This window comes from Mycobacterium pseudoshottsii JCM 15466 (genome assembly GCF_003584745.1).
GTDB classification, from domain to species: domain Bacteria; phylum Actinomycetota; class Actinomycetes; order Mycobacteriales; family Mycobacteriaceae; genus Mycobacterium; species Mycobacterium marinum.
This window is the reverse complement of sequence record NZ_AP018410.1, coordinates 1,087,940-1,102,345: the sequence shown is the minus strand read 5'-3', so window position 1 is coordinate 1,102,345 and position 14,406 is coordinate 1,087,940. Positions and strand designations below refer to the sequence as shown.

At 67.1% G+C, this 14,406-nt stretch carries 15 protein-coding genes; 4 read left to right on the top strand and 11 right to left on the bottom strand.

From position 1 onward, the window contains the following. Positions 1-36 precede the first annotated feature (36 nt). The 8 genes from ccsB to MPSD_RS30145 all read right to left on the bottom strand — a co-directional run bounded on the left by ccsB (position 37) and on the right by MPSD_RS30145 (position 7,447). The gene (gene ccsB / locus MPSD_RS05005; RefSeq protein WP_020788681.1) at positions 37-1,023 is read right to left on the bottom strand and encodes a c-type cytochrome biogenesis protein CcsB; all 987 of its coding nucleotides are present in this window, start codon (positions 1,021-1,023) and stop codon (positions 37-39) included. Beyond that, positions 1,020-2,594, bottom strand: coding sequence for a cytochrome c biogenesis protein ResB (locus tag MPSD_RS05000; RefSeq protein ID WP_036427516.1), 1,575 nt, complete (start codon positions 2,592-2,594; stop codon positions 1,020-1,022). The genes ccsB and MPSD_RS05000 overlap by 4 nt, the downstream gene beginning before the upstream one ends. 101 nt (positions 2,595-2,695) lie before the next feature. Further along, the gene (locus MPSD_RS04995) at positions 2,696-3,487 is read right to left on the bottom strand and encodes a cytochrome c biogenesis CcdA family protein (protein ID WP_015354499.1); all 792 of its coding nucleotides are present in this window, start codon (positions 3,485-3,487) and stop codon (positions 2,696-2,698) included. Beyond that, positions 3,484-4,095: a TlpA disulfide reductase family protein gene (locus MPSD_RS04990; RefSeq protein ID WP_015354498.1), complete on the bottom strand. Its 612-nt coding sequence runs from the start codon at positions 4,093-4,095 to the stop codon at positions 3,484-3,486. The genes MPSD_RS04995 and MPSD_RS04990 overlap by 4 nt, the downstream gene beginning before the upstream one ends. A 2-nt stretch (positions 4,096-4,097) precedes the next feature. Next, positions 4,098-4,706: a histidine phosphatase family protein gene (locus MPSD_RS04985; protein WP_020788683.1), complete on the bottom strand. Its 609-nt coding sequence runs from the start codon at positions 4,704-4,706 to the stop codon at positions 4,098-4,100. Beyond that, entirely contained in the window at positions 4,706-6,037 is a 1,332-nt protein-coding gene (gene hemL, locus MPSD_RS04980) for a glutamate-1-semialdehyde 2,1-aminomutase (protein WP_086084895.1), read from the bottom strand. The genes MPSD_RS04985 and hemL overlap by 1 nt, the downstream gene beginning before the upstream one ends. Before the next feature lie 73 nt (positions 6,038-6,110). Next, positions 6,111-6,980: an APC family permease gene (locus MPSD_RS04975; protein ID WP_264000815.1), complete on the bottom strand. Its 870-nt coding sequence runs from the start codon at positions 6,978-6,980 to the stop codon at positions 6,111-6,113. Then, positions 6,977-7,447 (bottom strand): APC family permease, encoded by a 471-nt coding sequence (locus tag MPSD_RS30145; RefSeq protein WP_238559517.1) that lies wholly within the window; start codon positions 7,445-7,447, stop codon positions 6,977-6,979. Before MPSD_RS30145 ends, MPSD_RS04975 begins: the two co-directional genes overlap by 4 nt. A gap of 171 nt (positions 7,448-7,618) precedes the next feature. On the opposite strand from MPSD_RS30145, the gene MPSD_RS04970 reads away from it, so the two are divergent. Together MPSD_RS04970 and MPSD_RS04965 are read left to right on the top strand one after the other, a co-directional pair. After that, a complete protein-coding gene (locus MPSD_RS04970) occupies positions 7,619-8,962 on the top strand; it encodes an HNH endonuclease signature motif containing protein (protein ID WP_020788688.1) in 1,344 nt (447 codons plus the stop codon). Positions 8,963-9,064: 102 nt separating this feature from the next. Continuing rightward, positions 9,065-9,364, top strand: a complete 300-nt coding sequence (locus tag MPSD_RS04965) for a glutaredoxin family protein (protein ID WP_011738913.1) — start codon at positions 9,065-9,067, stop codon at positions 9,362-9,364. On the opposite strand, the gene MPSD_RS04960 is transcribed toward MPSD_RS04965, so the two are convergent. Further along, positions 9,361-9,708, bottom strand: coding sequence for a DUF427 domain-containing protein (locus MPSD_RS04960; protein WP_015354495.1), 348 nt, complete (start codon positions 9,706-9,708; stop codon positions 9,361-9,363). The genes MPSD_RS04965 and MPSD_RS04960 overlap by 4 nt on opposite strands. A gap of 212 nt (positions 9,709-9,920) precedes the next feature. Between MPSD_RS04960 and MPSD_RS04955 the strand changes: the two genes are divergently transcribed. Together MPSD_RS04955 and MPSD_RS04950 are read left to right on the top strand one after the other, a co-directional pair. Further along, positions 9,921-11,078, top strand: a complete 1,158-nt coding sequence (locus MPSD_RS04955; RefSeq protein ID WP_020788689.1) for an enolase C-terminal domain-like protein — start codon at positions 9,921-9,923, stop codon at positions 11,076-11,078. A 15-nt stretch (positions 11,079-11,093) separates the two neighbouring features. Then, a complete protein-coding gene (locus MPSD_RS04950; protein ID WP_020727508.1) occupies positions 11,094-12,026 on the top strand; it encodes a ketopantoate reductase family protein in 933 nt (310 codons plus the stop codon). Positions 12,027-12,032: 6 nt separating this feature from the next. Here the strand turns inward: MPSD_RS04950 and MPSD_RS04945 are convergent, their stop codons facing one another. Both MPSD_RS04945 and MPSD_RS31020 read right to left on the bottom strand, forming a co-directional pair. After that, complete coding sequence (locus tag MPSD_RS04945) at positions 12,033-13,358, bottom strand: amino acid permease (RefSeq protein WP_020788690.1); 1,326 nt, start codon at positions 13,356-13,358, stop codon at positions 12,033-12,035. 170 nt (positions 13,359-13,528) lie between these two features. Beyond that, complete coding sequence (locus tag MPSD_RS31020) at positions 13,529-14,395, bottom strand: SAM-dependent methyltransferase (protein WP_020788691.1); 867 nt, start codon at positions 14,393-14,395, stop codon at positions 13,529-13,531. Positions 14,396-14,406 lie beyond the last annotated feature (11 nt).

Below are 14,406 nucleotides of genomic sequence, written 5' to 3'. Positions count from 1 at the left end.
CTTGCTTGCCGTCGCGGGTCGGTTGGGCTCGAACGTCTAGCCCACGCCCGCGTAGGAATGCAGGCCGACCGTCACCAGGTTAACGAAGAACAGGTTGAAGACCATCGCTACAAATCCGGCGACATTGATCCAGGCCGCTTTGCGATCCCGCCAGCCTGCCGTCGACCTGGCGTGCAGGTAGGCCGCGTACACCACCCAGGCGACGAACGACACCGTCTCCTTGGGGTCCCAGCCCCAGTACCGGCCCCAGGCCTGTTCGGCCCAGATGGCACCGAAGATCACCCCGAACCCGAACACTGGGAAAGCGAAGATCGTGGTTCGGTAGGCGATCCGGTCCAGGGTCTGGGCGTCGGGGAGTCGTTGCACCAGGCGGCCCAGCGTGCTCTCGGCGGGTTGACTGTCCGGCGCGCCGAGTCTCGAGGTGCGCAGCAAAAACAGGATGCTGGAGATCCCGGCGACCAGGAAAACCCCGGAGCCCAGGCTGACCACCGACACGTGGATCGGCAGCCAGTAGGACTGCAGCGCGGGCATCACCGGGGCGGCATTCGTATAGAGCCAGCGCCCGGACACCGTGAGCAGGATGAGCACCGGCAGCAGCAGGAAGACCCACAGTGATCGGTATTGCGGACGGCGCAACACAACCGCGCCGGCGATCAGGCCGGACATGCAGGTCAAGTTGATGAACTCGTACATGTTGCCCCAGGGCACCCGCATGGTGGCCAGGCCGCGCAACACGATGCAGGCCAGCAACAGCCCGATGCCCAGGTAGACCACGGCCAGTCCGGCCCGCCCGACGCGCTCGTCCAACGGCCGCCGTGGGCCGTCCAGCACGATTCCGGGCGTCGTGGCGTCGCTGGCAACCGATCCGGCCAGCACCAGTTCTCGTTCGTCGACTTTGCGGCCGCGGACGTAGGCCAGTTCGAAGGCGAGCAGCAGCAGCGCGACCACCAGCGCGACCACCGCTGAGGTGAATGCCCAGTCCGAATACCTGGCCAGGTCGATGTTGATGTTCGCGGTGTTCATGTGACGTCCACCTGGGAGCTCCTTATGGCGGCCGCTGCGGCCGAATCGGGCGTGCCGGACTCGCCGAGCCCGGCCAACAATCTCTCGGTCAGCCGCTCGAACTCGTCACCCCATCCGGAGTTATCGGTGCGCGCCAGGCCGCCCAGCTCGACGTTCACCGTACCTGGCGCGTCGTTTTCCGGCGTAAGTCGAGCCCACACCCGGCGGCGGCGAACCAGCAGCGACACCACCAGGCCGGCCATCATCGTGATGGCGAAGACCAGCACCCAGGTTTGACCGGGGTCATGGGATACCTGCAGGTTGACGAACGGCACCGCGCCGTCGAAGCGGACGATGGTGCCCGCGGCCGGACCCGCATCGATGCGGACCTGCTGGCCGACGCGCAGGTTGACTCGCCTTTCCTTCACCAGCCTGCCCTGCTCGATGAGCCGGGGATCGAGACTGAACAGCGACTGTGGCCGTCCGGTGTCCAGCCCGGTGTCGCCGCGGTAGACGTCGATGGCCACCGCGGGGGCATTCAGCGCCGGGAATCGTGACGACAGCAACGTCCCATCGAGCTGTTCGGTCGGGGCAAGCAGACCCTGGATGGCGATTTCGTGCTGCCGACGCTCGGCGGCGGTGGGATAGCTGCCCGCCGGTGGATCGATGCGCGCCACCCCCGAGGAGAGCAGCGTCTGCGGGTTGTCGGGCCGCCATTGCACGGTCGACGTGCGGGTCTGTCCGTCCGGGAACGTCACCGTGAAGGTGGGGGCGTAGCCGTGGCCCTGCAGGTACACCCGGTCACCGCCGGCCCGCAGCGGGTGGTTGACCGCCAGTCGGTAGGGCCGCCAGGTGTTTGCGCTCAGGTCATTGCCGGTTTGATAGGCGATATCCGCGGCGAACGAGGTGGCTTGCCCGGAAGCCAGGTAGTGGGCCGCGAAATCGTTGACCCTGATGCAGATCGGGTGCAGCGACGTGCCGTCGACGGTATTGCCGGCGCGGAACGAGTCGAAGGCGGCCGGGGATGCCGAGCAGAAACCCGGTCCGCCGTCGGCGATCACGATCACGTTGCCCTCGTAGCCGAACAGCTTGCCGACGGCGACGGCGACCAGCAGACCCAGCAGGGAGAAGTGGAAGACCAGGTTGCCAAATTCGCGCAGGTAACCCTTTTCGGCGGACACCTCGACGGTGGTGCCGGAGCGGCGGATGGCGGTGCGCCAGCCCCGTAACCGGCCGACGATGGTGGCGGCCAGCAGCTCGGGCTCCCCCGCGACCCGGGAGCCGGCGTGTTTGGGCAGCCGCGCCAGGTTGCGCGGTGCGGCCACCGGGGTGGCTCGCAGGCTACGCGCGTGCTCAATCATCCGCGGGGTCAGACAGCCGACCAGGGAGACGAACAGCAACACGTAGATGGCGGTGAACCAGAAGCTGGAGAACACGTCGAAGGCCTGCAGCTTGTTCAACCACGGGCCGATCAGCGGATGGGCTTTGAGGTAGTCGTCGACCTTGCCGGCGTTGAGGCTGCGCTGCGGCACCAGCGCCCCGGGTATTGCGCCCAATGCGAGCAGGAACAACAGCACCAGCGCGGTGCCCATCGAGGTCAGGGACCGCCAGGTGTTGCGTGCCTTCTGGCCGAGCAGACGCAGAATCGCACCAAAACGTGCCGTTTTGGGTGATTCTGCGTCTGCTCGCGCGCTCAAATCGGCAACCTCACGTCGGACACGAAGGCGTCGCGCAGCCAGGAGACCACGTCGTTCCACACCCCGGTGACCAGCGCCAGGCCGACGACGATCAACAGCACGCCGCCGAAGATCTGGATGGCCCTGGTGTGGCGGCGCAGCCAGCCCAGGCCCGCGACCGCCCCCGCCGAACCGAACGCCAGCAGCACAAACGGAATGCCCAACCCCAGGCAGTAGGCGATCACCAGCACGATTCCGCGGGCCACGCTGGCGCCATCGGTCGCGGAAGCAACCGTGATCACCCCGGTCAGCGTCGGCCCCAGACAAGGCGTCCACCCCAGCGCGAACACCGCGCCGAGCAGCGGCGCTCCCGCCACCGTCGTCACCTGACGCGGACTGAACCGCGCCTGGCGCTGCAGCGCGGGGATCAGTCCCACGAACACCAGTCCCATGATGATGGTCAGCACGCCACCGGCGCGCTGCAGCACCAGCTGGTTGCTGATCAGGGTGGTGGTCATGCCCAACACCGCAACGGTGCCCAGCACGAAAACGGTGGTGAACCCGGCCACGAACAGCAAGGCCGAGCCGGCCACCCGCCACCGGACCCCGGCGGGCGCCTTGACCCCGACCCCGGCTGCCCGACCATCGCCGGACCCATCCACACCGACCACCGCGGCCAGATACGACAGGTAACCCGGCACCAGCGGCACCACGCACGGGGAAGCGAACGAAACCAGTCCGGCCAGCACACACAATCCGAGGGCCACCAGCAGCGGGCCCGCGGCGGCAACCTCAGCGAACCCGGTCATTGCGGTCCGGGCGGCGTCGAACCCGCCGCCGGTTCTTGGGCCAACCGTTGCACCACCGGCTGCAGATCCTCGGCCAGCAGTTCACGCAGGAAGACCGCCGCGACCCGGTGCTGGCGGTCCAGCACCAAGGTGGACGGGATGACGGTGGTAGGGTACTTGCCGCCGAAGGCGATAAGCGTGCGCATGGCCGGATCGTAGATCGACGGGAACGTCACATGACGGTCGCGGACGAAGTCCTGGGCCGCGGCCCGGCTGTTGTCGCGCACGTCGATGCCCAGGAAGGACACCCCGGCGGCCCGGGTCTCGTCATAGACCTGCTGCAGCTGGGTGATCTCGGCCCGGCACGGCCCACACCATTGGCCCCACACGTTGACCACCACGACCCGACCGGCGAAATCGTCGAGGGAGAGCGTGCGATCCGGGTCGATCAGGTCCGGCCCCGACAGCGGCCCGGGGTGGCCTCGACTGGCCGGCGGGTCGTAGAAGATGTCGGTCTTGCCGCCGGGGGAAACGAATTCGAATGTGCCGCCCTGCACCACCGCGTCCCGGCCGGAACAACCGGTCAGCAGTGCCGCCAGCACCGCCGCGGCAATCACCAGCCGGCGCATCGTCAAGCGCCTGCCGGCTCGGAGTACACCACGTCGACCAGCCGGTCACCGTCATAAACCAGGGAGGTCACCGATGCCAGCGAACAGTCTCGGCACCTCGGGTCATGCCACAGCCGCCTACCGGTCAGATGCAACCGCAGCGTCCAGACCGGCAGCTGGTGGCTGACGCAGACCGCCTCGTGCCCGGCGGCGCGAGCGCGCACCTTGTCCACCGCGGTCGCCATCCGCTGCGCGATCTCGAGGTAGGGCTCGCCCCAGGACGGGGTGAACGGGTTGCGCAGCTGCCACCACACCCGCGGGTCACGCCAGGCGCCGTCCCCGGGGCCGACACGGCGGCCCTCGAAAAAGTTCGCCGATTCGATCAGGTCGGGATCGGTGTCGATCGCCAGTTCGTGCGCGGCGGCTATCGGCGCGGCGGTCTCCTGCGCACGCTGCAGTGGAGATGCGACAACGGCGACAACATCGCGGTCAGCCAGGTATTCGGCCACCGCGGCCGCCTGTGCCGCGCCGGTCTCGGACAGGCGGTATCCAGGCAGCCGACCGTAGAGAACCCCGGTGGGGTTGTGCACCTCGCCATGGCGCACGACGTGGACTCGAGTCTGTTCAGCCATCAGGGTCTGCTCTCCGGGGTGGCGTTGGCGGCCGCCCGCGCTGCGGTGGGCAACGCGTCAGCGATCCGCTCGAACGCGGTGTCATCAAGGGCGGCCGAGACGAACCACGCCTCGAATGCACTGCACGGCGGGTAGACGCCCGCATCCAGCAGGGCATGAAAGAACGGAGCGAAACGCCACGTCTGACTATTGCGCGCGGCGGCGAAATCGGTGACCGGCGTCTCGCTGAAGAACACGCTGAGCATGTTACCCGCGCGCGGAATCTGATGCGCCACACCGGCATCCGTCAACGCCCCGGCCAGCAGCCGGGCCAGCCGATCGGCGTTGGCATCCAGTGCGGCATAGACACCGTCATCGGCCGCGCGCAGGGTCGCCAGTCCGGCCGCCATCGCCACCGGATTGCCCGACAAGGTGCCGGCTTGGTAAACGGGCCCCAATGGCGCCAAGCGCTCCATGACCTCGGCCCGTCCGCCGAATGCGGCCGCGGGCAGCCCGCCGCTCATCACCTTGCCGAAGGTGAACAGGTCGGCGTCGACCGGATCGATTCCATACCAACCGCTGCGGCTGACCCGGAATCCGGTCATCACCTCGTCGACGATCAGCAGCGCACCGTGTTCGGCGGTGACCGCACGCAACGCCGCGTTATAGCCGCGCCCGGGTGGGACCACCCCCATGTTGCCCGGGCTGGCCTCGGTGATCACCGCGGCGATCTGTTCCCCGTGCTGTGCGAACGTCTGCCGCACGGCCTCGAGGTCGTTGTAGGGCAACACGATGGTGTCGGCCGCCGCGGCGCCGGTGACCCCCGGCGACGACGGCAGGCCCAGGGTGGCCACGCCCGAACCCGCGTCGGCCAGCAGCGCGTCCACATGCCCGTGGTAGCAGCCGGAGAACTTGATGATCTTGGACCTGCCGGTGAACCCACGCGCCAGCCGCACGGCGCTCATGGTGGCCTCGGTACCGGAGTTGACCAGGCGCAGCCGCTCGACTGGTGCCACCCGCCCGATCATTTCGGCGGCCAGCTCGGTCTCAGTGGGCGTCGGCGCCCCGAACGACAATCCGTTGGCGGCGGCCCGGGAAACCGCCTCGACCACGGCGGGGTGCGCATGACCGAGAATCATCGGGCCCCACGAGCACACCAGGTCTGCGTAGCGATTCCCATCCGCGTCGGTAAGCCAACAGCCGTGCGCTTCGGTGATGAACCGCGGGGTGCCGCCGACGGCGGTAAACGCCCGCACCGGGGAGTTCACCCCACCCGGGATAACCGCGCACGCGTCGGTAAACAGCTGCGCCGACCTGCGCACGCTGGTGACCGCCTGGTCAGTGCCGCCCATGGCAACCAGTGTCCCAGCCTCGCCGACCGGTTCAACTACAGGGTGTAAGACTTGCCGCTGCCTCGTGAGCTCGCTACCCGCGCTCGGCCGCGCCCGCCAGGTCCGGTGGCTGCCTGGTCAAGCCGCGGGTGAGCCACAGCAGATAGAGAAAGCCGATGGCGGCCCAGGACAATCCGACGATCAACGCGTCGGATGCCAGGTGGGCAAGCAGGTAGATATCGACGGCGGCGCCGATCACCGGGAGCACCAGATAGCGCCATCGGGGCAACCCGGCCCCGCACTCCCGCACGAAGTACACCACCACCGACACGTTGACCAGCGTGAAGGCCGTGAACGCACCGAAGTTGATGAATGACGTCGACGTTGCGACGCTGAGCAGGATCGCGGCCATGCCCACCGCGCCAGTCAGCATGATGTTGAACATCGGGGTGTGAAACTTCGCGGAGACCACGCCGAACACCCGCCTGGGCAGGACGCCGTCGCGACCCATCGCATAGAGCAGGCGCGAGACCGCCGCCTGCGCGGCAAGCCCGGAGGTGAATTGGCCGATGATCAAGGCGGCCAGGAAGACCGCCGCGAACAGATTGCCGCCGATGGTCCTGGCGACACCCTCGGAAAGCGAATCGGCATCGGGAAACGAACTGCCCGGGGCCACCAGGCTGACAACGTAGGCGACGGTGACGAAGATGGCCCCGCCGATCAGCGCGATCAGCACAATGGCCCGCGGGATGGTGCGCTCGGCATCGTGGGTCTCCTCGGTCAGCGTGCTGACAGCGTCGAAACCCAGAAATGAGTAGGCGGCCACCGCCGCTCCCGCGGTGATCGCCGTAAACCCTCCGTTGCCGGTGAACGGGGTCAGTGAAAGCAGTGACCGCGAGTCGCCGACCAGATACCCAATCGTCAGCGCCACGAAGGAGGCCAGGATCAGCAGTTGAAACGTCACAGGATGAAGTTCGCCCGGTCGGCGACTTTGAGCCCGATGAGGTTGAGCACGGTGGTCAGGGCGGCAAAGCCCACGATCCATGTCCAAAACGGCACGGCGGGAAACCGGTCTTGCAAATAGGAGCCGCCGATCAGCCAGATCACCAACGGCAAAAATAGGTAGTCCAACAGGACCGCCCAGCCGACCATGAAGCCCACCCGGGCGTCCAGCGCCTTGCGCACGTAGGTGTAGGCCGAGCCGGCGACCGGAAAGTGCCGTGCCATCACCCCGTAGCTCTGCGCGGTGAACAGCATCGCGACGGTGGCCAGCAGGTAGGACCCGGCGCTGGCGCCCTTCGATCGTTCGGCGATCACCCCGAAGATGCCCAGCACGATGATCGGCGTCATATACGCGAGACCGAACAGCACGGCCGACCGCTGCCCCAGCGCCTTCTGCAGCTCGGAGCGAGCCCCGGTGGTCACCGCCATCCCCACGCCGCCGTGTGCGCCTCGTCGATCCGACTCACACGGCCCACCTGCACCAAGCCAGGCTAATCGCGATCTGATCCGGGCGACCGAATCTATCCACACCCGGACGTTCATCCACAACCGGCCGCTATGGCGTGGTGGCTACCAGTGCGGACGATCTAGCATTCGAATATGCGTTCGATTGCCGGTCTTCTGGACGCCCTCGATGCCGCCGTGGCGGCGATCGGCGAAGCCCACCTCGAGGGTCTGCAGCCTGTCGAACGGCTGCGCATGCTGGCGCGGCTGGAAACCGCTCGACGCCTGCAGGCGGTGATCAGCCACGACGTGATCGCCGGCCTGTACACCGAGGATCCCGCCGCCATCGGTGGGCCGGTGACCAAGGTCGTCGCCGACTGGCTACGCATCACCCCCACGGACGCCCGTCGCCGGCTGCGTGATGCTCAACAACTGTCTGCCCGGACCACCCTGGCCGGGCAGGTGCTGCCCCCGGAACTGCCCGCCACCGCGCGGGCCTGGCGCGACGGTCAGCTCGATGGCCAGCACCTGCGCGTCATTGCGACCTTCGTGCGCGATCTACCGCAAGACACCGCGCCGCAAATCGTTGCGGGCGCCGAGAAGCTGCTGGCCCACCAGGCCCCGCAACTGCGTCCCGACCAACTGGAAAAGGCGGCACACCGCTGCGCCCTGCTGATCAACCCGGACGGCAGGTTCTCCGATGCCGACCGGGCACGTCAGCGTGGCTTCACCTGGTGCGCCCAACGCCGCGACGGCATGAGCATCGGGAAACTGATCGCCACCCCGGAACTGCGCGCCAACCTCGACGCCTGGCTGGCGCGCTTCGCCGCTCCCGGCATGTGCAACCCCGACAACCAAACCCCCTGTGTCACTGACGAACCCACCGAAGACGCCGCCGCTACCGACGCCCGCCGCCCCGCCCAACGCCAACACGACGCCCTCAACGCGCTGGTGCGCGGCCAACTCGGTGACCCAGCCCTGGGCACTCACAACGGGCTGCCGGTGACCGTCATCGTCTCCACCACCCTGCAAGAACTCACCGCGGCCACCGGCCGCGCCGTCACCGGCGGAGGGACCCTGCTCCCCATGCGCGATGCCATCCGCATGGCCCGGCACGCCTACCACTATCTGGCCGTTTTCGACGAGCACTCCAACCGGCCCCTATATCTGGGGCGCACCCGGCGCATCGCCTCGCCCGACCAGCGCGTGGTCCTCTACGCCGCCGAGCGCGGCTGCACCCACCCCGGCTGCGACGCCCCGGGCTACTGGTGCGAAGTCCACCACCTCGCCGACTGGGCCGCCGGGGGCCCGACCGACGTCGACAACCTCACCTTCGCCTGCACACCGCACCACAGGCTTGCCGGAAAGAGCTGGCAGACAATAAAACTCCCCAACAGCCGCACCGCATGGCTCCCGCCACCCCAACTTCGTCGCGGCGCCCGCACCAACGACTACCACCATCCCGAACGCCTCTTGGACGACCGGGCGGCACCGGATTGACGGCCGCGATCACTTCTGGGATTGGCCGGCGCGGCCGTTGCCTGCGTGCAGTATGGGTATCACGCTGGCCATCAGTGGTCCATTGGATGAGGACGTGAGGTTATGAGCGAGCACGAAGTGGTGGTTTATTGGCGGCCTGGCTGTCCGTTCTGTTGGCGCCTGCGCCGCGGGCTCCGCCGGCGCGGGCTACCGACCCGAGAGATCAACATCTGGACGGATCCAGATGCGGCCGCGGCGGTTCGCTCAGTCGCAGACGGCAACGAGACGGTGCCGACCGTGGTGGTCGGCGACGTGGCGATGGTCAACCCGACGGCCGGCCAAGTCATCGACGCGGTGCGCACCCAGGCACCGGAACTCCTGGAACAACGCAACACCAGCAGGGGCTGGTTTTCCCGACGCTAACGCTTGCCGCCAAGCCAGCCGGCCACCCGAGACACCAGGCCGGTCGCCTCGCCCTCGGGTTCACCTTCGACATCCACGCCGTTCCAGAACGCGACATGATTCTTGATGCGACGGGCCAGCGGGCTAGGACGCGGATAGAACCAGGCGGCGTCGGGATTCGTACGGCCGTCGACCACGACGGTGTAGTAGTGGGCCACGCCCTTCCAGGGGCACAGCGAAGTGGTCGTGCTTTCCCGCAAGTACACCCGATGCACCGATTCGGGCGGGAAATAGTGATTGCCCTCCACCCTTGCCGTCCGGGGCGTTTCTGCCAGCACGGTTCCGTTCCACACGGCGCGGATCATTGGCCCACCTCCTCGACACTTCTGTCTGATCGATAGTCCACCCGTTCGCGTGCTGAGTGGGCGAATTGCCGCGAGTAATGCCCATGACCTTGAGATCAGCCCTGCGCAACGAGTTCGATGGTGACATGCAATTCCCCGAACGCCTCGCGCGATTCGCCCCAGGGCAAATGACAGCGCCGTGCTACTGACCCGGACTCCTTGAGCCCCTGGTGATGCGGATCGTCGCGATCCTGGAGCGGCCGGTCCGGCTACTCGGTGGACCCGCCAACGCGGTCGTCAACTTCAGCCAGCACACGGTCTCGCTCGTCGCCGTGGTCAGCGACGTGATCCGGCACGGAAAACCGTTGACGGGGGTGGCTTTCAACTCGATTGGGCGATTCGCCCAAAGCGGGATCCTGCGCGACCGAATGATCCCCCGCGTGCTCGCGGCGCCCGAAGATGCACTGCTGGACCAGCGCGGACACCTCGACCCGGCCGCTGTGCTGCGGCATGCGCTTTGCGACGAGAAGCCCGGCGGACATGGGGACCGGGCCGGCGCGGCCGCCGCCGTGGAACTGGCGTGCTGGGATCTGGCCGCCAAGCTCAATGACGAGCCCGCATACGCGACCATCGCGCGCCGCTTCGGACGGGATCCGGCCCCGCTGGTCTCGGTGTATGCCGCCGGCGGCTACTACTACCCGGGCGGCGGCCTGGACGCCCTGCGCGATGAGATGCGCCGCTATCTGGATCTGGGCTATGACGCGGTCAAGATGAAGATTGGCGGCGTGGCGCAGCGCGACGACCTGGCGCGCATCGAGGCGGTCATCGACGTCGTGGGCGCAGATCGGGTGGCGGTGGACGCGAACGGCAGGTTCGACCGGGCCGCCGCGACGCGCTGGGCCGCGAGGTTGGCCCCCTACGGACTGCGCTGGTACGAAGAACCCGGTGACCCATTGGATTTCGAGCTGAACCGTGCGGTGACCGGCTGCTACGCAGGCACCGTTGCCACCGGCGAAAACCTGTTCTCGGTACCCGACGTAACCAATCTGGTCCGCTATGGCGGCATGCGCGCGGGCCGTGACATCTTTCAGATGGACGCCGGCCTGAGCTACGGGTTGGGCGAGTACGTGCGGATGCTCGAGTTGATCGAGGCGCACGGGTTCGACCGCCGTTGCGCATACCCGCACGGCGGACACATGATCAACCTGCACATCGCCGCGGGCCTCGGATTGGGCGGATGCGAGTCCTATCCGGGGGTGTTCCAGCCCTTCGGCGGCTATTGCGATGGCTGCGTGTTGCGCGACGGGCAGATCGTGCCCACGGATGCGCCGGGGTTCGGGCTCGAACGCAAACCCGGCCTTGGCGAGCTGATCAGCGAACTGACGAGGTAGCCTCGGGAGAGTGCGTTGAAGATTGCGATAATCGGCTGCGGTGCAATGGGTTCCATCTACGCCGCCAGACTCGCCGGAGCGGACAACGACGTCGCGGTGATCGACCGTCACCAACCCAACGTCGACCAGATCACCCGAACCGGTCTGCGGGTCAGCGGCCCCGGCACTGACCAGCTGGTGTCGCTGCGAGCAGCCACCACTGCGCCCACCGAGGTGATGGACCTGGTGGTGCTTGCCGTCAAGGCCGCGGACGTGGCGGCGGGCGCACGGCAAGCGCTGTGCATGCTTGGCGCCGACACACCAGTGCTGACCATTCAAAACGGTCTCGGTTCGGCCGAGACGGTCGCCGACATCGTCGGTGAGCAGCGGGTCGCGGTTGGGATCGCAAGCGGATTCGGCGCGGCCCGGCTCGCGCCCGGGCACGTGCACCACAACGCGATGAAAGCGATGCGCTTCGGCGCCTATTCGTCGCTGCCGCACGAGACCGTCGAGCGCATTGCCCACGCCTGGACCGAGGCGGGCTTCGACGCTGCGGCCGTCACCGATATCGCTGCGATGCAGTGGGAAAAGCTGATCTGCAATGTCGCCTACAGCGCGCCATGCGCATTGACCGGGATGACCGTGGGCCAGGTGCTCGATGACGCGGAGATGGGCCCGGTCAGCCGTGCGGCGGCAACGGAAGCGTGGGCAGTGGCGCGGGCATCAGGGATCGCGGTTGCCGTCACCGACCCCGTCGCACACGCGCGCGCCTTCGGCGCCGCAATGCCCAACGCAAAACCGTCGGCGCTGCTCGACCACGAGGCGCGCCGGGCCAGCGAGATAGACGTGATCAACGGCGCGGTCGGGCGCCACGGCGCCCGGGTCGGGGTGCCGACACCGGTGAACACGACACTGACCGCGTTGGTCAAGTCGGTCGAACGGCAATGGAGTGCAGTGAATTCGGATTAGGGGTTGTCACACGTCGCTGGTTTGGCCCCGGGGCCGCATCCGGCTGTTGCGGTTGATCAGCCTGGTTATCCCGTAGATCCCGAGCACGGCAACCCAGGACAACATACTGAGCCAGAACTGGCTGTGCGCGGCGTCGTCGAAAGCCATGCGGACCAGCACAACGAAGATGCCGACCACCGTGAGAATCGGCAGCCAGGGGAAAAACCACATCCGCACCCGCAGCTTCTCCGGTGGGGTTCGGCCGCGCAAGACGATCTGGGAGAAAGCGATCAGCAGGTAGACGAAAAGCAGAACCGCACCAGAGGAATTGAGCAGGAAGATGAATACCGTGGTGGGCGCGATCCAGGCCATGATCACGCACAAAAAGCCCACCGCCGACGAGGCCAGGATGGCCACGTAGGGCACCCCCCGGCGGCTGACTTTCACCAGCGAGGCCGGCGCCTCCCGTCGCCCGGCAAGCACGAACATCATTCGCGACGCGGTGTGGAGGCCCGAGTTCAGACAGGACAGCACCGCGGTGACCACCACCGCGTTCATGATCTGGTCCGCGCCGGGAATCCCCATGCGTTGGAAGGCCGCAACATAGGGTGAGGTGCCGGGGTCGATCGTGTCCCACGGCAGAATCACGACGAGCAAAAAAACCGACCCGACGAAAAACACCGCAATGCGGGCCATCACCGTGCTCATCGCTCGCTGCACCGCATATTCCGGGTCAGGCGTTTCGGCGGCAGCGATGGTGATGATTTCGGTTCCGGTCATGGAGAAGATCGCGATCACAACGGTGGCGAAGACCGGCTCCACGCCCTTGGGAAAAAGTCCGCCGTGTGAGGTGAGGTTGCCGAAATCCATATGGTGACCCGGTAGCAAACCAAAGGCGAACGCGGCGCCGAGGGCCAGGAACACCACGATGCCGGCCACCTTGATGCCCGCAAACCAGAACTCGAACTCACCGAAGGACGACACCGAGAACAGGTTCGTCGCCGTCATCATGATCATCAGACACAACGAGAGCAGCCACAACGGCGCATGAATCCAGTACATCAGGACTTTTGCTCCGGCGACGGCCTCGAAGCCGACCACGATCACCCAGAAGTACCAGTACAGCCAGCCGACCGAGAACCCGGCCCAGCCGCCGAGGGCGTCGGCAGCAAAGTCGGCGAACGACCCGGTGGACGGATTCGCGGCGGCCATCTCGGCGAGCATCCGCATCACCAGAAGGATCAGCAGACCGCACAGCGCGTAGGTCAGGAAGGCGGCGGGACCGGTAGCGCGGATGACCACACCGGACCCGACGAAAAGGCCGGCCCCGATGACACCGCCGATCGCGATCATGTTGAGCTGACGCTGCGTTAACCCTTGCCGCAGTCCTAATCGGTTATCTATTGACGGCTGCCTTCCAGGAGGTCGGGGCGGTCCAGACCGCGCATCGACCGATTGACTCACGAAACGGGCCACCCCGGCAAATCGGTGTGCGACCGAGTTGCCGGGGTGGCTCGGGTACGTCAGTGGGGCTTGCGGAAGTGCTGGATGCCCCAGGCCAGGTGCCCCTCACGCGCGGAGTCCACCCAGTTCCGCAGGCCGACCCGCATCTTGTCCAGGTACTCGGTGGACGAATGCTCCTCGAGTTCACGACGGCGGGTCTCGAGTTCCTCGAGCACCCGCTGGTAGTGGACCCCCAGGTTGTGCACCAGGTCGATCTGATCAACCACTTCGAAACCCACTGCCAACGCGGTTTCGCGATAGAAACGCATCGAGCCGAGGTCGGCCAGGTTCAGCCGGTCATACACCGGCGCCAGCACACCGTCGGGCACCTCGTCGGCCTGCATCGGATCGGTGAAGATCAACTCGCCACCGGCTTTGAGCACCCGGAACGCCTCCTCGATCACCTTTCGGCGGTCGGCGGCATGCAAGATGGCGTCCTGCGACCAGACGACGTCGTAGCTGCCGTCGGGCTCGGGAATCGCTTCAAAGCTGCCGTGCACCACCCGGATCTTGGCGTCCAGGCCCGCATTGCGGTTGCGCTCCCGGTTCGTCTCGTTCTGCGCTTCGGAGATGTTCAGACAGGTCACCGAACTGCCGTAGTCGCTGGCGAGGTGCCGGGCGCAGCCGCCGTAGCCGGCCCCCAGGTCCAAGACCCGGGTATCGCCGTCGAACCGGGTCAACTGGCGCACCATGCGGTCCACGGTCTTTCTCGCGGCTGCCCCGATATCGCGGGTGTCCTCGTAGCAGCCGACGTGAATGTCCTCGCCGCCCCAGATCATCGAGTAGAAGGCGTTGGCGTCATCGCTGTCGTAGTAGGCCGCGGGCTCGGCCCGAGTGCCGGTCAACGCCGCATCAATATCGGGCTCGGCCAGCGCCTCACTGGCCAAGGACTTCTCCG